16 protein-coding genes are annotated in these 19,147 nt (G+C 44.0%); 9 read left to right on the plus strand and 7 right to left on the minus strand.

Going from position 1 to position 19,147, the window contains the following annotated elements; translation table 11 throughout:
• Positions 1-90: 90 nt before the first annotated feature.
• Both ACS8FA_RS25480 and ACS8FA_RS25485 read left to right on the plus strand, forming a co-directional pair.
• Positions 91-756 (plus strand): 5-formyltetrahydrofolate cyclo-ligase, encoded by a 666-nt coding sequence (locus tag ACS8FA_RS25480; RefSeq protein WP_439265112.1) that lies wholly within the window; start codon positions 91-93, stop codon positions 754-756.
• A complete protein-coding gene (locus ACS8FA_RS25485; protein WP_439265114.1) occupies positions 756-1,019 on the plus strand; it encodes a hypothetical protein in 264 nt (87 codons plus the stop codon). The genes ACS8FA_RS25480 and ACS8FA_RS25485 overlap by 1 nt, the downstream gene beginning before the upstream one ends.
• Here ACS8FA_RS25485 and ACS8FA_RS25490 read toward each other — a convergent pair.
• Positions 1,016-1,672: an IS1595 family transposase gene (locus ACS8FA_RS25490; protein WP_522901982.1), complete on the minus strand. Its 657-nt coding sequence runs from the start codon at positions 1,670-1,672 to the stop codon at positions 1,016-1,018. The two genes, ACS8FA_RS25485 and ACS8FA_RS25490, sit on opposite strands and share 4 nt — an antisense overlap.
• 160 nt (positions 1,673-1,832) lie before the next feature.
• Entirely contained in the window at positions 1,833-3,194 is a 1,362-nt protein-coding gene (locus ACS8FA_RS25495; protein ID WP_439266187.1) for a Na+/H+ antiporter family protein, read from the minus strand.
• 434 nt (positions 3,195-3,628) lie between these two features.
• On the opposite strand from ACS8FA_RS25495, the gene lon reads away from it, so the two are divergent.
• The gene (lon, locus tag ACS8FA_RS25500; RefSeq protein ID WP_439266189.1) at positions 3,629-6,232 is read left to right on the plus strand and encodes an endopeptidase La; all 2,604 of its coding nucleotides are present in this window, start codon (positions 3,629-3,631) and stop codon (positions 6,230-6,232) included.
• Positions 6,233-6,591: 359 nt separating this feature from the next.
• Entirely contained in the window at positions 6,592-7,149 is a 558-nt protein-coding gene (locus tag ACS8FA_RS25505) for a superoxide dismutase family protein (protein WP_102093052.1), read from the plus strand.
• Positions 7,150-7,374: 225 nt separating this feature from the next.
• Here the strand turns inward: ACS8FA_RS25505 and topA are convergent, their stop codons facing one another.
• Together topA and ACS8FA_RS25515 are read right to left on the minus strand one after the other, a co-directional pair.
• Positions 7,375-10,041, minus strand: a complete 2,667-nt coding sequence (topA, locus tag ACS8FA_RS25510) for a type I DNA topoisomerase (protein ID WP_439266191.1) — start codon at positions 10,039-10,041, stop codon at positions 7,375-7,377.
• Between the two features lie 283 nt (positions 10,042-10,324).
• Positions 10,325-10,921, minus strand: a complete 597-nt coding sequence (locus tag ACS8FA_RS25515; RefSeq protein WP_165598520.1) for a hypothetical protein — start codon at positions 10,919-10,921, stop codon at positions 10,325-10,327.
• A gap of 356 nt (positions 10,922-11,277) precedes the next feature.
• On the opposite strand from ACS8FA_RS25515, the gene ACS8FA_RS25520 reads away from it, so the two are divergent.
• A complete protein-coding gene (locus ACS8FA_RS25520; RefSeq protein WP_439266193.1) occupies positions 11,278-11,817 on the plus strand; it encodes a DUF2799 domain-containing protein in 540 nt (179 codons plus the stop codon).
• A gap of 225 nt (positions 11,818-12,042) precedes the next feature.
• On the opposite strand, the gene ACS8FA_RS25525 is transcribed toward ACS8FA_RS25520, so the two are convergent.
• From ACS8FA_RS25525 to ACS8FA_RS25535, 3 genes are all read right to left on the minus strand, one after another.
• The gene (locus ACS8FA_RS25525) at positions 12,043-12,441 is read right to left on the minus strand and encodes an ExbD/TolR family protein (RefSeq protein WP_439266194.1); all 399 of its coding nucleotides are present in this window, start codon (positions 12,439-12,441) and stop codon (positions 12,043-12,045) included.
• A 111-nt stretch (positions 12,442-12,552) separates the two neighbouring features.
• Complete coding sequence (locus ACS8FA_RS25530; protein ID WP_439266196.1) at positions 12,553-13,242, minus strand: MotA/TolQ/ExbB proton channel family protein; 690 nt, start codon at positions 13,240-13,242, stop codon at positions 12,553-12,555.
• A gap of 108 nt (positions 13,243-13,350) precedes the next feature.
• Entirely contained in the window at positions 13,351-14,310 is a 960-nt protein-coding gene (locus tag ACS8FA_RS25535) for an energy transducer TonB (protein WP_439266198.1), read from the minus strand.
• A 486-nt stretch (positions 14,311-14,796) separates the two neighbouring features.
• Here ACS8FA_RS25535 and ACS8FA_RS25540 point away from each other — a divergent pair, with 486 nt between their 5' ends.
• From ACS8FA_RS25540 to ACS8FA_RS25555, 4 genes are all read left to right on the plus strand, one after another.
• Entirely contained in the window at positions 14,797-15,849 is a 1,053-nt protein-coding gene (locus tag ACS8FA_RS25540; protein ID WP_439266200.1) for a siderophore ABC transporter substrate-binding protein, read from the plus strand.
• Between the two features lie 81 nt (positions 15,850-15,930).
• Positions 15,931-17,016 carry an ABC transporter permease gene (locus tag ACS8FA_RS25545; protein WP_413772503.1) on the plus strand — a complete coding sequence of 362 codons (1,086 nt, stop codon included), beginning with the start codon at positions 15,931-15,933 and terminating at the stop codon, positions 17,014-17,016.
• 95 nt (positions 17,017-17,111) lie between these two features.
• The gene (locus tag ACS8FA_RS25550; RefSeq protein ID WP_439266202.1) at positions 17,112-18,197 is read left to right on the plus strand and encodes an iron chelate uptake ABC transporter family permease subunit; all 1,086 of its coding nucleotides are present in this window, start codon (positions 17,112-17,114) and stop codon (positions 18,195-18,197) included.
• Between the two features lie 77 nt (positions 18,198-18,274).
• Positions 18,275-19,045: an iron ABC transporter ATP-binding protein gene (locus ACS8FA_RS25555; protein WP_057761234.1), complete on the plus strand. Its 771-nt coding sequence runs from the start codon at positions 18,275-18,277 to the stop codon at positions 19,043-19,045.
• The last annotated feature ends 102 nt before the right edge of the window (positions 19,046-19,147 follow it).

The following is a 19,147-nucleotide window of genomic DNA, read 5'->3' on the forward strand; positions in this document are numbered from 1 at the left end:
TATTCACAAATAGCCTTGAGCGATGCCTAAAAACGAATGTCTAAAAACGCCTGTCACCACCAATCTGATACTTCATTGGATAAGATACCTATGCACTCTAAAACTATGCCCACTGAGCCAAAAACTTTTAACTCACAAGAGCCCACACTAAGTAACCCGCCTAGACGACACTTTACTCGCCAACGCCGTCAGTTGAGCGATGGAGAACGTAGACAACTTGCTCAGTCTGCAAGCTTACATTTGACCAAACTACAGCAGCGATTGCCTACACATGTACGCATTGGGCTTTATTATGATGGATTTGGTGAGCTACCTACTCAGCCACTATTGAGTTGGTGTCAACGCTTAGGCTATTCACCTTATTTACCAGTTGTTGGTTCTCTTGGTCGTACTAGCAATGGCAATGATGATAAACATCTACGCTTTGTGCCTGTCTATCATTCAAAACTGGTCAACGTCCCCACTCGCATTCATCAATTAGGCATGAAACAAAATCACAGCCGCGCTTTGTTATGGGCGGCAGAACTAGACGTGATTATTTGCCCGTTAGTCGCGGTAGATAAGCATGGCAACCGCATGGGCATGGGTGGCGGCTTTTATGATACGACGCTGGGTAACAGCTATCGATCAGGGGCTTCAAGGCCGTTAAAGATAGGCTGGTGCTATGATTTTCAAGTGGTTGAGCAATTAGCGCGTCAACCGTGGGATGTGCCATTAGATGGTTTAATTACGCCAAGCGGCATAAGGTGGTTTTGATGAAAGACGATAAACAATTTGAAAAAGACTCTAGCGCTGCTGATTCCAGTGCAGACAGTGTGGATGAATATTTGCAAACATTAGGCAATGAGGACGCTAGGGAGCAACGTTACTACAGTCAAGAGCAACCCTTTAGCGCTGATGAAATGACACGGCTCGTCAATGAAGAACGCTTAAATGAATTGCTAGCGCAAAGCGATGCGTTTTTGAGTAGTTTAAATGGTGAGATAAAAGATTTTGGGGCTGTAGTAGATAAGGATTAAATATCACACCATTTTCTCAAGGTTTTCAGCTGATTAGATGGTGAGCCATAGTTGAATCTAAACTCGCACTCTTTTAAAAACAAATGGAAGTTCTTCTTATTAATCCCATTATACTTTCTGAGTGTTCGTTTGGACTGATTCCAGAAGTTCTCAATGCCATTGATGTGATTGTTCTTACCGCAAATGAACTCTATAGAGTGATTGACTCTGAAATGTTTAAACTCACTCACATCTAATGCATTGTAACTTCGATAGCTATCCGTATAAACAAAGCTGTCAGGCTTGATTTTACGCTTAATAACAGGCATTAGGGTAGTCTGTTTGGTGTCTGCTACGACAATGGTATAAACCTTACCGTTTCGTTTTAGAATACCAAATACAGCGGTTTTACCAGCAGCCCCGCGACCTCTTTTGCCTTTGCGTACACCGCCAAAGTAACTTTCATCTAATTCGACCTCACCATCAAAAAGCTCATCAGCTTCTAATGAGAGATGGCAATCTATCACAAGTCTTATTTTATGATAAAAAAGTGCAGCAGTATTAGGCTGAATATCAAGCAAATCTGCGGCTGTTCTAGCAGTCACTTCAGCCGTAAAAAACTCTAACAGCCTTCGCTGTGCTTTTTTACTTAGTTTACAACGGGTTATCTTCATAAAAGTAGTCTAGCATAGTGCTTATCTACTACAGCCCCAAGATTTTTATGATGAGTATTAAAAAACATATTAATTAAGCAATAAAGAGAAATAAAAAAGGCGAGCATAGCTTATAGCTATACTCGCCCTTTATATCAGACCCAGTCGTTCAAATCACTTACTACAGCACCATCGCTGCAATCCAACCAAATGCCAGTAGCGGAATGTTGTAATGCAAGAATGTCGGTATCACACTGTCTTTGATATGGTCATGCTGTCCATCGATGTTTAGACCAGAGGTTGGCCCCAATGTCGAATCTGACGCAGGCGAACCCGCATCACCCAGCGCGCCAGCCGTACCGATAATCGCCACAGTAGCCAACGGCGAAAACCCTAAAGAGATACACAGCGGCACATAAATCGCAGCCAAAATAGGAATGGTCGAAAATGAAGAACCAATGCCCATGGTCACAATCAAACCGATTAATAGCATAATAAAGGCAGCCATCGCTTTGTTACCAGCGAACAGTGATGCTGCCCCATCGACCAATGGCTGAATCTGCTCAGTCGCTTTCATTACTTCAGCAAAGCCCTGCGCGGTAATCATAATAAAGCCAATCATCGCCATCAGTTTGATACCATCATTAAAGACGCCATCAGCATCACGCCACTTCACTACGCCAGTCGCCATAAATACACCGAAGCCAAACATCGAGCCGAGAAGTAGCGAGTCAGTATATAACTGCACCACAAAAGCAGTCACGATAGCAGCCAGTGCAACCAGTGTCTTTAGCTTGCTTTGCGACTGTGCGCCAGCAGCAGTTTTGCTTAATGCATCACCTTCTACTACGGCATCATGCGCTTGCTGATCTATCGAAATCTGCTGATATGCGCGTGGCTTACGGTAGCTGATAAATACGGCAACCAGCAAACCAATTAGCATACCCAACGCAGGAATCGCCATGGCTTGTACCACAGAAATATTGGTAACATCAATGCCCGCTTCACCCACGTTTTTTAGCATAATCTGATTGAGATAGATATCACCAAAACCATAAGGAATAAACATATAGGTGGTGACCAGTCCAAACGTAATCAGACAAGCAATCAGGCGTCTATCAATCTGCATGCGATTGAATGCTAACAATAGTGGCGGTACCAGTAGCGGAATAAAGGCAATATGAATAGGGATTAAGTTTTGGCTAAAGCAGCTCATGGTAATGAGGCCTGAAAACAGCATGTACTTAATCATGCCACTCGTGCCAGCCGCATCGATACGCTTGATGACCGCGCCTGCCAATGACTGCGGCAAGCCCGAATGAGCAATCGCTACCGCAAACGCCCCAAGCAGTGCATACGACAGCGCAATTTCTGCGCCATTACGGATGCCTTCTTGAAAAGCATTGAGCGTATCAGTAATACCAAGCCCTGCTAGCAGTCCACCTGCCAGCGCGCCGATTAATAAACTGAGCACCACGTGCACTCGCGAAAGTGACAGTCCTAGCATGATAATAACTGCTAGCAATACTGCATTGATGGCCATGTGTTGCCCCTTGTTCTTTATACTTTGGTCTTAATGAGACCTATGAATATTGAAACTAATGAATATCGCCCTGTTGTCTAAAAAGTCTCAATATGAGAGCCTATTTTAGACGCGCGCCAGTTTACCTTATTTTGGGTATAAAGCCTACGCATAGAACCGATTAGACATCATCATAAGCAGCCAAATATCATTTACACATCTAAACCCTCTTCTATAATTTCTGACTGTTTTTATCACTCATAGACCAGTCATACTATTGACGACACATCGTTACCCACATTAATTGCACTAATAACTGGACGCTCAAACAACTATTTAACAAAGATAAGCAAACGACTTCACCAATCAGCCTTGCAATTTTTTTCGTGAGCACCATTTATCTAAACATGAACCACGAACTTGACTTTACAAGTCTGGGGAACGAGGAAAAACATATGAGTGAACATAATATTGATAAAGACAACATCGACATCGATGTATCATCTGCCCTGAACACTGACACGACGTCTGATGCAAATACTGACACTGACGCTAACATCAGTGCTGATGCGAACAATGAGACAGAAAGCGCATCTACGGATGCGTTAAACGCCTTATCCAACACTGTCAAAGACAATGAAGATGAAAGCTATTTGCCACTGCTAGCATTACGCGACGTCGTCGTCTATCCACACATGCAAATTGCATTGTTTGTGGGACGTGCGCCATCGGTGAAAGCAGTTGAGCTGGCACAAGCTGAGTATGGCAATAAAGTATTGGTAGTCGCGCAAAAAGACTCACTGACCGAAGATATTGATCAAGACAACTTGTATCAGTACGGTACAGTGTGTCGCATCGTCAGCACCATGCCACATGACAGCGACGAGAACTGCATTAAAGTATTGATCGAAGGTCAATACCGCGCTCGTGTTGACAATATAGAAGGTCATGATGATTTATTAATGGCGAGATTTGAACGTGCCGACCTCGATGTCAGCATGGATGAGAGCCAACAGAAAAATACCATTCAAGCGTTAACCACATTATTCGAAAGCTATGCAGATGCGCGACTTCGCAATGCACGTGAGCTGACTCGTGTGGCTAAGCGTATCGACGACTTGCTTGAGTTGGTTTATTTCATCTCAACTCGTGTGTCGATGGATCTTGATATCAAGCAGTCTTTCCTAGAAGAAGACGATATCAAAACGCATATCAATACTTTGACTGAATATCTAGTCAAGCAAAGTGCTGAGCAAAATATCGAACAAGATATCCAAGATGCTGTCCGTCAGCAAATGGAAGACAATCAGCGCGAATACTTCTTGAATGAAAAGATGAAAGCCATCAAAAATGAGCTGTCAGATATGAATGACGGCGCGTTCGATGGTGAAGATGATGTGGCTGAGCTAGAGCAGCGTTTAGAAGATGCTGACCTGCCAGAAGATGTGCGCAAAAAAGCGGAGCAAGAATTCAAAAAGCTCAAAATGATGCCACCTGCATCAAGTGAATCGTCAGTCGTACGCAACTATATTGAATGGATTTTGGATACGCCGTGGAATGCGACGACCAAAGTATCTATCAATTTAGATAAAGCTAAGACGGTATTAGACGAAGATCATTATGGTCTACAAGATGTAAAAGACCGCATCTTAGAGTACCTCGCCGTGCAATCACGCGTGAAGAAACTTCGTGGTCCGATTCTATGTCTCGTCGGTCCTCCAGGTGTCGGTAAAACCTCGTTGGGTGAATCTATCGCCCGTGCCACGGGTCGTAAGTTTGTACGTATGGCGCTTGGCGGCGTACGTGATGAAGCAGAGATTCGTGGTCATCGCCGTACCTATATCGGTGCAATGCCAGGTAAAATCGTTCAGTCACTTGCAAAAGTAGAAGTCAAAAACCCGCTGTTTTTATTAGATGAAATCGATAAGATGGCGCAAGACTTCCGCGGTGATCCAGCATCAGCGTTGCTTGAAGTATTGGATCCATCACAGAACGATACGTTTAACGACCATTATTTAGATATGGACTTAGATTTGTCGCAAGTGATGTTCATCTGTACTGCCAACAGCATGGATATTCCGCCTGCGCTGCTTGACCGTATGGAAGTTATTCGTCTGCCGGGTTATACCGAAGAAGAAAAGGTCAATATCGCACAGAAATACCTAGTGCCAAAAGCGATTAAGCAAAACGGTCTCAAAGAAGGCGAAATTGAGATTGTTGAAGCGGCATTGCACAGCATCGTGCGTAGCTATACGCGTGAAGCAGGTGTGCGTAACCTTGAGCGTGAAGTGAACAAAATCTGCCGCAAAGTGGTTCGCGGTTCGGTTGAAACTCATGGCGCGCGTGCTCCGAAAAAAGCAGAACGTCAGCTAGTGACAGTCGATGACAAGAACATCGATGATTATCTAGGTGTACATCAGTATGACTACGGTCTGGCTGAAGAAGAGCCTGAGATTGGTCGTATTACTGGTCTTGCATGGACTCAGGTCGGCGGTGAGCTATTGACCATCGAAGCGGTCGGCATGAAAGGTAAAGGCGAGCTTAGCTTTACTGGTTCACTAGGCGATGTAATGAAAGAGTCGATTCGTGCAGCCATGAGCGTGGTTCGTGCTCGCGGTGACAGCTTAGGTATCGACTACGAGACGTTTAAAACAACAGACGTCCATGTACATATGCCAGAAGGTGCCACGCCAAAAGACGGCCCATCTGCTGGTGGTGCACTGACGACAGCGCTAGTCTCTGCGTTGACAGGTATCGCTATCCGTCCAGATATTGCGATGACAGGTGAGATTACTTTACGCGGTAAGATCCTGCGTATCGGTGGTCTCAAAGAGAAGTTGCTGGCGGCACATCGCGGTGGTATCAAGCACGTCTTGATCCCAGCGACCAATGAACGTGATCTGGCGGATATCCCTGATAACGTAAAAGAAGGCTTAACCATTCAGCCAGTTGCGACGATTGAAGAAATTTTAAAGATTGCTTTGGTCAGTATGCCAACGCCAATTAAGCCTGCCAAAGTGACCGTTGATAAAACCTCTGGCAAAGCACTGCACAATTAATTGATTATTCGTTAGCCAATTCTTAAAAAATAAGAGCCGCTTATCACAATGATGGGCGGCTTTTTTACGCTTGTTTATTATTCATTTGCTTGCAGTTCGTAGCTTTCTTAGTAGGTTTCTCACGCATTTAAAGCCATTTAATTTCAAGGGTTATTTATATTGTCTCGTTTTTCAAACCCATACGATACTTACATTTATTAACTGATTGTTGCGCATTTGATGAATAACTATAGAGTTAGCTTGGCTATACTGACTCCGATGTTAACGAATATTGACACCGATTTTATAGAATGATAACGATAGATATTCGTGACTTTAATGAAGATTAAAAATAACAACTCAAACAATTGGAGATAATAATGAATAAGACATTACTTGTAAGTACCCTATTATGCGGTTCAGCGTTAGCAATGACTGGTTGCCAAACCGTAGAAAGTCAAATGCAAACGGGTAATCCTTTAGCACAACCGACATTAAAATCAACCATACAAACAGTAGATGGCAAGAAGAAAGAAGTTGGTCAAGTTTTCTTACGTCCAGTCGACGGCGGCGTCCAAGTTTACGGTAAACTCACTAACCTACAGCCAGGCAGAACTGTCTCATTACATATCCACGAAACAGGTAGCTGTGACGTTATGGGTAAAGCAGCAGGCGGGCACTTCAACCCAGACAACAAGCCACACTCTAATCCAGATGATATGAATGGTCATGCTGGTGACCTGCCAAACTTAACTGCTAATGAAGATGGTGTTGCTACTATTAACTATGTGAATAAGAAAATCGCGGCAACTGAAGCAGGTAAATACAGCGTAAATCGTTTGGCCTTTATCGTACATGCTGGCGTTGACGACTATACCAGTCAGCCTTCAGGTAATGCAGGCGATCGTATTGGTTGTGGTATCATTGTAAAAAACTAATACTGTCCAAATCTATTAATTTAGGTTAATTCTAAAAATATAGAAATAGCTTAGAAGAAATATTACAAGCATAAAAAAACCCTCTTAAATTATAAGAGGGTTTTTTATTGGAAGTAACTATTAGGTTTGTTGAAGCCAATACAAGAAAGACAAATGTAAATTGTACCTATAGTACATTAAATGAGTCTGACGCTATAAAAGCACTATATTAGTTTTAACTAATAGTTACTCCTCTACCCATTCACCATTACGCCAGTAAACACCCCAACGTGTGGCCTTGCCGTTTTTCTCAGAGCCGATATACTGCTCTTTTTTCTTACGTGACCAGCGCAAGATGGTTGGGTTGCCTTCAGGATCTTCATCTGGTCCTGCAAACAGATACTGGAACTTGTCCTCCATCTTGTCTTTAATTTCTCGTAGCTCAGCCAGCTTTGGCGGACGTGTCTCACGCACTTTCGGGAACTTAGACGCTGCTAAGAACATCCCAGCCGCCCCTTCACGCAAAATGAAATAATCATCATGCTTGGTCGACTTTAGCTCTGGCAGATGGATTGGATCCATACGAGGCGGCGCTGCTTCACCAGTTTTTAGTACCTTGCGCGTATTATCACAGTTTTGACAAGCAAAATACGGACCAAAGCGTCCTGTTTTAAGCTCCATCTGCCCATCGCACTTATTACAGTCAATAGTTGGTGCATCTGAGCCAGGAACTTCAAACTTGCCTTCTTCTAGGATATAACCATCGCAATCAGGGTTGTTACCGCAAATGTGTAGTTTGAGGCCACCATCTACGATGTAGCCATTCATCGCCGTGCCACATTTCGGACAGCGTTTTTTCTCCATCAAATCTTTAACTTCTGCCGCTTCGTCATCGCCTTCCGCATCATCTAGATTGGCGAATGCTTCGACTGGCATTAGATTTTTGGTGCCTTTACAGCGCTCTTTTGGCGGTAGATTGTAGCCAGTACAGCCTAAGAATACGCCTGTTGACCCTGTGCGCAACTGCATCGGACGATCACAGATATCACAATGGACATCTGGCACGTCAGTCGGATCGTTTGGACGCATGCCGTCTTTTTCTTTGGCACGCTCTAGAGTGGTTTTAAACTCACCATAGAAATTATCAAGCACATCTTTCCAATCTTGATTACCTTCTGCCACATGATCGAGCTTATCTTCAAGCGCAGCAGTAAAGGTATAATCCATTAAGTCTGGGAAGCTAGCCGTCAATCTATCAGTAACGATATCACCCATTTTTTCAGCAAACAGACGCTTGTTTTCAAGCTTCACATAACCGCGATCTTGAATGGTCGAGATAATTGAGGCATACGTCGATGGACGACCGATGCCTTTTTTCTCAAGCTCTTTTACTAGACTGGCTTCAGTATAGCGAGGCGCAGGCTTAGTGAAGTGCTGACTTGGATCTAGCTTATCTAGGTTTAGCTTATCGCCTTTTTTGACATCAGGCAGTAAGGTATCGTCAGTCTTAGCTGGTGGCATCACTCTCGTGTAACCATCAAATACCATGGTACGGCCACGGGCTTTTAACTCGATATCGTCTGCGCCGACAAACAGGTTCACTGATAGATATTTGGCAGGCAGCATTTGGCACGCCACAAACTGACGCCAGATCAGCTCGTATAGACGTATCGCATCACGCTCAACGCCTTTGAGCTGTGTTGACTTCATATTGACATTAGAAGGACGAATCGCTTCATGCGCCTCTTGTGCGCCCTGCTTGTTACCATAGAAATTTGGTTTTTCTGGTACGTATTTTGCGCCATAGCTGTCTTCGATATGACCACGGACAGCAGCAAGCGCGTCGCCTGATAAGAACGTCGAATCAGTACGCATATAAGTAATATGACCCGCTTCATACAGACGCTGCGCCAAAATCATGGTTTTCTTAACAGAGAATCCTAAGCGCGTGCTAGCAGCCTGTTGCAAGGTTGAAGTAATAAATGGCGCGCTTGGACGTGATTGCGTTGGTTTTTCTTCACGCTCTTTGACGATAAAATCGCTTGCTTTGAGTATCTCTAGGACTTTATCGGTTTGCTCTTTATTACCAAGCTTTAGAGTTTTGCCACCTTGTTTGGTCGCCTCTAATCGAATGCCGATTTGCTCAGCGTCTGAGGTATTTTTGGCTTTACCATTAGCAATGTGCGTGTCCGCATGGATTTGCCAGTACTCTTCTGGAATGAACGCGCGAATTTCATGCTCACGCTCGACGACCAAGCGCATAGCGACTGACTGTACACGACCTGCAGACAGTCCGCGAGCAATCTTTTGCCATAATAGTGGCGATACCATAAAACCAACAACACGGTCCAAGAACCGACGGGCTTGCTGCGCGTTCACGCGGTCAATGTCTAATTTCGAAGGCTGTTTAAACGCACTTTGGATAGCTGACTTGGTAATCTCGTTAAAAACTACACGTTGATACTTGCTATCAGGGCCACCGATGACTTCTTTTAGATGCCAAGCAATCGCTTCCCCTTCTCTATCCATATCCGTTGCTAGATAGATTTTGTCAGCGTCTTTGGCTAATGCTTTAAGCTCTTTGATGACTTTGGTTTTGTTTGGTAGTACTTCATAGACTGCTGCCCAATCATGCTCTGGATCTATACCCATGCGGCGCACCAGTGCTTGTTGCGCTTTTTCTTCTTTGGTCAGACTGTCATCTTTTTTAGCGGTCGATGCTTTCTTTGCGCTTTTGCTCGCACTGACCGGCAAATCACGGACGTGACCGATACTTGAGCGTACGATAAAGTCATCACCAAGGTATTTATTAATCGTTTTTGCCTTGGCTGGTGATTCTACGATCACCAAAGACTTACCCTTTGGGCTGTCAACAGCTGGTGCTGGACTTTTTTTGGTTGTGGTTTTTGCCATGTTTGACGACACCATAATATAAGTAAATTAAAAGTAAGGTTAAATTCAGCAGCACGGCAATTTATGGAAGCGGATACTCATGGTTTGACCATGGCTCAGCTATTTATAGTAATAATCGCTGCTGATAAAAAAGGTTATAAAACAAATAATAACCATAAAATAAAGATATAGTTATAAAGACGTTACACTGCTAAGCGTTAAACTGTCAACTTTAAATAATTTGAATATAACAAACCGCTTGCATATTGCCCTTTAATGGAGACGAAAAAACGCTTTACTAGGTTTATGCTTGTTTTTGCATCTGTAGCGCCCATTTCTCAAGGTTTTCTTTGAGCACTAATAAGTCCGCTTCGATCCGTTTTTGATGATACGTTGGGTTAGATGCTGGACGTACGTAGGCAATATCTTCCCAATAAATAATAATGCTATTGGCCTTGGTCAATAGACCTTTAACAAACGGTTCAATACTTACCGGCAAATCTAACGGCACTTGATCCAAGCTAAAATCAGTTTTTTTGACCGTCGGATTATTGCTGATTTGACTAGAACGAATCGCGCTGGGAATAGTAAGCGTCTTATCATCTGTACTGGTATCAACAAAACTGCTGTCTGGTCGCCACTGTCCATCGATCACTTGATAACGGGTATGCGGCAGTTTAGTGTCTTCAAATATTAAGCAGTACTGTCCAAGCATACCGCGGCCATACTCATTGTCACGGCCTTTGATCCAATCAGGGCACGAAACGAGCTTTGGATTGAGCTGTAAACGACGTGCGGTCATACGCAGCTTATCCAAACGCTGATCGATACCGTTCGGTTTGAGCGCCATCATACTCCCTAATACGAATAGTACAATGATAACGCCAATCAATGTTCCCATGATGGTCTGGCCTTTTGACTAAATGAAAAAGATACTAAGAGATATAGTGGTAAATATCGCTAATGAACCGCTACTTATAAATAGTACATGCAGATTGCGGTTAGCACGATAATAAACAACGATATATAAGGGCTTATAATGAGCACGAACCATTAAAAATCAAGCGTTGTCGTCCAATTGCGGTACAGCAAGTGCTTTTAAAGCATATGATAATTTAGCAAGTTATACTATTAAATCAGCTATTTAGCGTATACAAACTTACCGAGCACAGTACGCGATAAAAACCAGATACGAAAAGTGGTCAGCTCAAAAAAGTGCTATGATAAACCATAATTTTAAACGCGCGCAGGTTTATTATGAATTATCTTATTGAGTCAAACTCATCGGGCGCTTATCACGCTCGCAAGCTGATGAATAAAGTCATGAGCAAAACAGGCATGAGCCTATCGCTACTTGGCGCGGTCGTACTGACATTAGCAAGCTGTGCCACGACTCAGAGCCTAACACCGCAGCAGTGTCAAAGCAGTAACTGGCAAGAAGTCGGCTACGCTGATGGCTCGCAAGGACGTTCAGGTGCCTACTTCGGTCACTATACCAATAGCTGCGCTAGTATAGGTGGCGCCAGCCCTAACCGCATCCAATGGGAGCAAGGCCGTCAACAAGGTCTCAAAAACTACTGTACCGAGCTGAATGCTTATAAGCTCGGTCGCGAAGGCTATGACTGGCAACCTGTCTGTCCGTTAGAAGGTATTGAGAAGTTAGAAGAAGCCTACTCCCAAGGGCGCTACTATTATATTCGTCAGCGCGATCTCGACTACTTACGCTCACCTTACCCATTTGGCTACAGACATGCAGGTTTTGGTTACGGCTATCGTCCGTTTGGCTATGGCTGGTAAAAAAAGAAAACCTCACTAACGACTTAATTTGAGGTTTAAGTAGTTAATGAGGTTGGAGAAAATTTTATTATTTTAATTGTTTTTATTATAATGGTGCTAATTGTCTTGCTGGTTGGGCTATTGATTTATCTAGCCAGTTTTCTAATATAAAGTCAAAGCTACTAGCAATGACTCACAGTGCTTAAACTATTCAATGCTTAAGTTATTCAGTATTTATCTACTAAGCTATTCATTCACAAAGGCGATTTTGGTCAGTCCAGCGTTACTTGCCGCTGCCAAGACTTGAGCGACCGTATCGTACCTGCCTTCTTTATCTGCACGTAACTGTACCGCTGGGTTCTTACCAGTCGCGCCTTGTTGCTGCAAGCGTGTCTCTAATTCTTCCATGCTAATTGGATCACTATCCCAGAATATCCCTGCGTCTTTATCAATGCTGACTTGAATCGCTTCTGGCGGCGTTTCATTAAGCGCTGCACTAGTCTCGGGCAAATCTAAAGGCACCGTCGGATTCAGCACGGTCGCTGTCAATAAAAATATAATCATCAATACCAGCATGATATCGATAAGCGGAATGAGGTTCATCTCATCCATGCTTCGTACGTCATCACCCAATTGAAATGCCATAGTTACTCTCAATGCTTTTGGTTATTTTCACACAGCCAAGCCGTTTTTTGACGGTTTTTCGACTTGTCGTTTGAGCCTTTACAGAATCAGTATCTGTAGAATTAGTACTATCTACAGCTGCTTTGGCACAGAATTACTGTAGTTATTGGTATGCTGAGTCTCACTCGTCGTTGAAAGACTGCTTGGTGCAGCGTGCACTTGTGAGGCGCTCGCAGTATGGCTCGCAGTTACCTTGGTCGTATCCACAAGACCCGTTGATTGCGCCAATAAATCATGTGCTCTGTCGTTGGCTTGATACATTATGCGGCGATTGATACGTACTGCAAGGTTGTAAAACACCACGGCTGGAATCGCTACTGCAATACCAAGACCTGTCATAATCAGTGCTTCACCGACTGGCCCTGCAACCTGCCCTAATCCTGCCTGACCACTCATACCGATGTTGTGTAAGGCATGGAAAATACCCCATACCGTACCAAATAAGCCAATGAATGGTGCAATCGCTGCCGTCGTACCAAGAATCGGCAGACCGCGCTCACTAGCAAAACGATAGCGACCGATATGCTTGAGCAAAGTCTGCTCAGTCACCAAGCGGCGAGTAGCAGCATCAGTACCAGCCAAATCAGACTGCCTGGCTTGTAATTGCTGACTCAAATCATCTGCTACATTGGTCGCCAGTTTACGGCTTTGCAATACGCGGACGATACCTGTCACCCAAGAGAGAATAGATAACGCAAGCAACAAAAAGAACAACGTTTTTGTCACCATGTCGCTGATCTGCCAGTATTGCATAAAGTCCATGTCAGACTCCTTAATGTGTAATGCCATTACATGATACTGAGGTAAATATCATGTTTAGTTTTATAATGAAAGATTATTAATAAATACGTTGTTATAAAATGTGAGTTATCAAGGAATCGCGTAACTGATCGGTAGGGTCACATTACCTACCACGGGTACGCCATTCTTAGTAAAGGGTTTGAACTTGCCCGATCGCACTTGACGTCTGGCTTCTTTGTCTACTAGCGGATTACCTGATGATTGAGCAACTCGCACGTTATCGATGCCGCCTTGCTTGTTGACTCGTAATACCAAGACAACGTTGAGCGTATCACCAGAACGGGCTCTACGTGCGGCGCGCTCAGGAAAACTAAAGTTTGGCGCAGATGCCCAGTTGGCTGAGCTAGCAGTAAAGCTCACAGGCTCATTACTCTGTGCTAAAGCAGCCGCTGCTTCTGCCTCAGCTCTTGCTTGTGCAGCGGCGGCCTCTGCGGCAGCCTTCGCTTGAGCGGCAGCTTTGGCATCAGCGACTCTTTTGGCTTCTTGCTCTGCCCTAGCTTGCGCCTCTTGCTCAGCTTTTCTGGCTTGACGCTCTGATTCAGCGTGGGCAGCTGCTTGACGTTGTGCTTCAGCTGCTGAGTTATCAACCTTTGGTTTCGGTAGCGGCTCTTTTGGGGCTACTTTCTGACTGGTATCAGGACGAGGCTTTTCTGACGCTATCACAGGCGTCACTTTCGGCTCTACATTTTTTACAACAGGCTCTTTTGGTTTTACTGGTGTCTCTGTTGGTTGTCTAACCGGCTCTTTAGGCTTTGGTTCAGGTTGCGGCACTGGCTGAACTTGTACCTCAGGCTGTACTTCTTTTTTGGCTGTGACTGTTTGTTTTTCTACTTCAGTTGAGACCGTTTTTGCCGGTAATGACACAAACTTTATCTCAAGCGGTGACATCTCTTTTTTTAGCTCAGGTTTGAGTTCAGGCGTTTTTATTGCCACTAGTGCAATTGCGGCAAGCACATGGAGTCCTAGTACTGCAACAATAGCTAGCAATAACGACTTAAGTGGTGGCGCGTCTAAATCCGTTGAACTCATAACAGCCTAATGTTTATTACTCAGAGTAGAATGGCGTAGATAATAATGCAAACGATAATTATTATCAATAATAATTTACAATATTTTCGCTATTCAATACATCTCTGACACGTAATATTGCTTAATAGTTTTACCTATCGCAACACTCATTTTCATGAACGTTGCCTACCTTTATACCTCACTACTATGAAACTTATCTTTTTATCAAATGATACGTTGCGTTTAATATAGCAAGTACTGTTAATAAAAACCATTATCATTTATATTGATAATGAGTCTCAACTACTTTATTATAACCGCTGTCTTGTCTACCCATACTATTTTTATAAAAATTATTCGTATGAAAAATTAGTAATTGGTACTAAGTAGACTATTTATTTTATGATTTTTATCTCAAGCATCGTTCAGACTTAATATTTTTAGCGTTATTCATTTGCAATTATTTTAGACAATTGCTTAAACATTTTTTGATAGACCGAGTTCATTATGCCGACACCTTTATTATCTAGCAGACCTACCGCCTCTTTTTTCAAACGTCCATTACTGACTGCTGCCATGACAGCGTTGTTAGCTACGGTAGTGGCAGGATGTAGCTCGCCTGAATCTAATGATTCTGAGCCAGCAGACGCCAAAACCGAAAACCCAATGGCTGATGAATCACAGAACGTTGCTAATAACGACGCTGTATCTGCTGAGAAAATCATGGTCAATACTGTAAAAGGTGATGTTGAGCTGGCTATGAACCCATCGCCACTTGTCGTTTATGACATGACATTGATGCAAGACTTGGCGGCGCTAGATGTGGCGGTCGATGGTATGCCTGGTGGTCTACTACTAAAGAACCTACACTCAGAAACACAGCCTGATCCAAAATCGGTAGGTACTGTGTTTGAGCCAGATCTTGAAGCGTTGAATGCAATGCAGCCGCAAGCTATTTTGGTCGGTTCACGCATGGCAGAAAAATACGACGAGCTATCAAGTATCGCGCCGACATTGGACATGAGTATTGATACAGCCAATATCTATGAGTCAAGCAAGCAGCGCCTGCATGATCTAGGTGCGCTGTTTGGTAAAAGCGATCAAGCTGCTAAGCTACAACAGAACATCGATGGACTCATCACTGAGACCAAGAGTCTAACAAAAGAAAATAAAGGCACTGGCCTAGTCGTCATGGTCAATGGCAATAAAATGTCAGCCTATGGCGACAAGTCTCGCTATGGTTTTATCCATACTGTATTAGGGGTATCAATGGCAGATGACAAAATTGCCGATGCGCCTCATGGTCAGCCGATATCGTTTGAATATATCCAAAAAGCCAATCCTGATTGGTTATTTGTCATCGACCGTAGTGCCGCAATTGGTGAAGACGGTATTGGTGCCAAGGCCGTATTAGACAATCCATTGGTTGCTCAGAGCAATGCATGGAGCAAGCAGCAAGTGGTTTATCTGAGCCCAGATTCTTACTTAGCATTTGGCGGCTACTACCAGTGGATGCAGGATCTAACGACAATCAAAGATGCTTTTACTAACGCTAAGTAACGTTGTTCTCTATACGAACGACTGTTGCACAAGTAAGTATTATTACCGTTAACCCTGCTCATTTTTAAGCCAGTAGAGATTATGTCGTTATTTTCACACCGTACTCATGCTAGGCTCAAATCCAGTACTGCTCCATCAGCATCAAGTTGGCAGAGCGGTACTGGCAATGCGTTACATCGACGTACTGTCATACCACCGTGGTTCATCAATACAGCAAGCCTCATTCTTATGGGGCTTTTGGTGTTATTGAGCTTATCTATTGGGGTGGCTGACTTTTCGTGGTCAGGTATCTTGCAGAGCCTTCTGACTCAGAGTGCCAACTCCGATAGCTCGCTGCTATTGGTTAGTCGTATACCGCGTACCATCGCCATTATTTTGACTGGTATTGCAATGGCTGTGGCTGGGATGATTATCCAAGTAGTGCTAAAAAATCGCTTTGTAGAGCCATCTATGGTTGGTGCGACTCAGAGCGCTGCACTTGGTTTACTGGTGGTCAGTTTACTGTTCCCTGCCAGTGCGCTCATTGTCAAAATGGGCGTGGCAACCATCGCTGCCGTTTTTGGCATGATGCTATTTATGCTGCTCATTCACCGCATTCCGCCCACTGATTTTTTGATGATTCCACTGATTGGCATTGTCTTTGGCGGCATTATTGAAGCAGTCACTACCTTTATCGCCTATCAAACCGAATCACTACAGATGCTGAGTGTTTGGCAGTTTGGGGATTTCTCAGGCGTATTGGCAGGGCGCTATGAGCTGCTATGGCTCACAGGTGGACTGTGTGTGCTAGCTTATATTATTGCCGACAAGCTGACTATCGTTGGTTTGGGTGACAATATCGCCTTAAACTTAGGCATTAGTAAGCGTCAAGTCACTTGGATTGGCGTGGGTATGGTAGCCATGATGAGCGCTGTCGTGGTCGTGACTGTAGGCATGATTCCTTTTATTGGGCTGGTCGTACCAAACATTGTGAGCCGTCTAATGGGAGATAAGTTGCGTCGCAGCTTGCCAGCAGTGGCCCTACTTGGTGCTTCAGCCGTGCTGCTATGCGATATTATCGGGCGCTCTATTCGCTATCCATTTGAAGTGCCGGTCGCCACTATTTTTGGTGTGGTTGGTACAGTGCTGTTTTTATGGCTGTTATTACGTGCGCCAGCTGAGCAATAGCATTATGTTTACTAACTATGTATTAATTTACAGCACTCATTTACCGTCGTTCATTTTTGCCTTATTAGATAAGCTTGGCACCATAGGATTTTTGTATGTTCTCATCAACTAAGCTTACTTCTACCAAGACTGGTACTACCAATACTAGCACAGCGATAGATAACTCATCTTCAGCAGACGGTCAGTATTCAGCCGCTGCCCAAGGTCAGTTGGCAAAGCTTTGGGCATGGATAGCTGCCCATCCAAAATCCATAGCAGCTATTATTCTACTTATCTCAATGACCTTGTTTATGACGCTCAATGTCAATGGCTATTGGGACTTTGCGCTACCATTACGCGGCAAAAAACTGCTGGCACTGATGGTGGTTGGCTATGCGATTGGCGTGTCGACGTTACTATTTCAGACGTTGACTCACAATCCAATTCTAACGCCCTCCCTACTCGGATTTGATTCACTCTATGTTCTGTTGCAGAGCTTGCTGGTTTTCTTTTTAGGTGCGATTAGCTTTACCAGTCTCGATCCTATTGCCAAGTTCACGCTAGAGATTGTCCTGATGTTTGGGGCATCTTTATTATTATTTAAGCTATTATTTTCTAAAAGCAGTCAGGATCTGACACGGCTAATATTGGTAGGCGTTATCTTTGGTGTATTATTTCGCAGTTTATCAGCACTCATTGCACGACTGATTAACCCTGATGATTTTGTGGTCGTACAGTCTGCCAGCTACGCGCAGTTCAATACGGTCAACCCTCAGCTACTAGGTATCAGCTTATTTATCTGTGTCATCACCGCGATATTTGTATGGCGCTGGCGTTATCAGTGCGATGTATTGATGCTTGGACAAGCACAAGCCGTCAATCTTGGTATCAACTATCAACGTTTAGCATTTGGTCTATTAACTGTCATCGCTGTACTGGTTGCCACGGCTACTGCACTGGTCGGTCCAGTGACTTTCTTTGGTCTATTGGTTTGCGCATTGACCAATCGTATCGCACGACATATGTATCACACCGAGCGGCTGATATTGGTCAGTTTGGTCGCTATGATTTGCTTAGTGCTGGGTCAGACACTTTTTGAGCAAGTACTAGATATGGCAGGCGTATTGTCAGTAGTGATAGAGCTAGCGGGCGGATTGATGTTCTTAGCATTGATATTTATGTCCCAGCGTCGTTCGTTATAACTACTTAGCTTACATTGTTTGTTTAGCCAATGCTGTTCATCAAGAAAAACCTAAGACTTTTTTAAATAAGACTGACTATGATTAAACTGAATAATATCTCTCACCATATTGGCAAACAACAAATCTTGCATGACATTACGTTGTCCCTACCAACGGCGCAGGTAATTGCTTTGATTGGTCCTAATGGCGCTGGGAAGTCTACGTTGTTTTCTGTCATGGCCCGTTTGCAGCCGCTACAATCTGGGCAGGTGAGCTTCGCTGTAGATAATGAGGAACGTGATATTGTCAGCTGTCAGGCGCGGACACTGGCCAAGACGGTTGCTATGCTTGGGCAAGACAACCATGTGCAAGGGCGCCTACGCGTACATGAGCTACTGATGTTTGGTCGTTATCCTTATCATCAAGGGCAACCGACCGCTGACGATCAACAAAAAGTGCAAGAAATCCTCGAACGCTTTGAGCTTGAGCCACTTGCCGAGCGTTTCTTGTCAACGCTATCAGGTGGACAGCGTCAGCGCGTGCTGATCGCCATGATTGTCTGCCAAGATACGCCCTATCTATTGCTCGATGAGCCACTGAACAACCTAGATATGTATCATGCTGGTCGGCTGATGCGTGAGCTACGTCAGCTTAGCCACAATCAGCAAAAAACCGTAGTAATCGTCCTGCATGATATCAACCAAGCGGCACAGTTTGCAGATACTGTGGTTACGATGAAAGCAGGAGAAGTGACGGCTGTTGGTCGCCCTGCTGACGTTATTACTAAAGAGACGATGAAAGATTTATACAACGTCGATGTCACTGTCCTAAGTCATCAGGGTCGTCCAGTGATTGTTGATACGGTTTAAATAAAAAACTTCGCAAATAATAAAAGAAAGTATAGATGCATAGAGCGCTATTAAATAATCGATGGATAAACTACAAAAACCTATCTCTACTAGTTTTAGTGA

The sequence above is a fragment of the Psychrobacter sp. 1Y1 genome (genome assembly GCF_051847395.2).
Lineage (GTDB): Bacteria > Pseudomonadota > Gammaproteobacteria > Pseudomonadales > Moraxellaceae > Psychrobacter.

Bases quoted from the DNA above. Each gene is read 5' to 3' on its own strand.
- ACS8FA_RS25480 (WP_439265112.1), top strand. From the start codon at position 91: ATGCACTCTAAAACTATGCCCACTGAGCCAAAAACTTTTAACTCACAA.
- ACS8FA_RS25520 (WP_439266193.1), top strand. From the start codon at position 11,278: ATGAATTATCTTATTGAGTCAAACTCATCGGGCGCTTATCACGCTCGC.
- ACS8FA_RS25555 (WP_057761234.1), top strand. From the start codon at position 18,275: ATGATTAAACTGAATAATATCTCTCACCATATTGGCAAACAACAAATC.
- ACS8FA_RS25490 (WP_522901982.1), bottom strand. From the start codon at position 1,672: ATGAAGATAACCCGTTGTAAACTAAGTAAAAAAGCACAGCGAAGGCTG.
- ACS8FA_RS25540 (WP_439266200.1), top strand. From the start codon at position 14,797: ATGCCGACACCTTTATTATCTAGCAGACCTACCGCCTCTTTTTTCAAA.
- ACS8FA_RS25535 (WP_439266198.1), bottom strand. From the start codon at position 14,310: ATGAGTTCAACGGATTTAGACGCGCCACCACTTAAGTCGTTATTGCTA.
- topA (WP_439266191.1), bottom strand. From the start codon at position 10,041: ATGGCAAAAACCACAACCAAAAAAAGTCCAGCACCAGCTGTTGACAGC.
- lon (WP_439266189.1), top strand. From the start codon at position 3,629: ATGAGTGAACATAATATTGATAAAGACAACATCGACATCGATGTATCA.
- ACS8FA_RS25525 (WP_439266194.1), bottom strand. From the start codon at position 12,441: ATGGCATTTCAATTGGGTGATGACGTACGAAGCATGGATGAGATGAAC.
- ACS8FA_RS25530 (WP_439266196.1), bottom strand. From the start codon at position 13,242: ATGGACTTTATGCAATACTGGCAGATCAGCGACATGGTGACAAAAACG.
- ACS8FA_RS25485 (WP_439265114.1), top strand. From the start codon at position 756: ATGAAAGACGATAAACAATTTGAAAAAGACTCTAGCGCTGCTGATTCC.
- ACS8FA_RS25495 (WP_439266187.1), bottom strand. From the start codon at position 3,194: ATGGCCATCAATGCAGTATTGCTAGCAGTTATTATCATGCTAGGACTG.
- ACS8FA_RS25550 (WP_439266202.1), top strand. From the start codon at position 17,112: ATGTTCTCATCAACTAAGCTTACTTCTACCAAGACTGGTACTACCAAT.
- ACS8FA_RS25515 (WP_165598520.1), bottom strand. From the start codon at position 10,921: ATGGGAACATTGATTGGCGTTATCATTGTACTATTCGTATTAGGGAGT.
- ACS8FA_RS25545 (WP_413772503.1), top strand. From the start codon at position 15,931: ATGTCGTTATTTTCACACCGTACTCATGCTAGGCTCAAATCCAGTACT.
- ACS8FA_RS25505 (WP_102093052.1), top strand. From the start codon at position 6,592: ATGAATAAGACATTACTTGTAAGTACCCTATTATGCGGTTCAGCGTTA.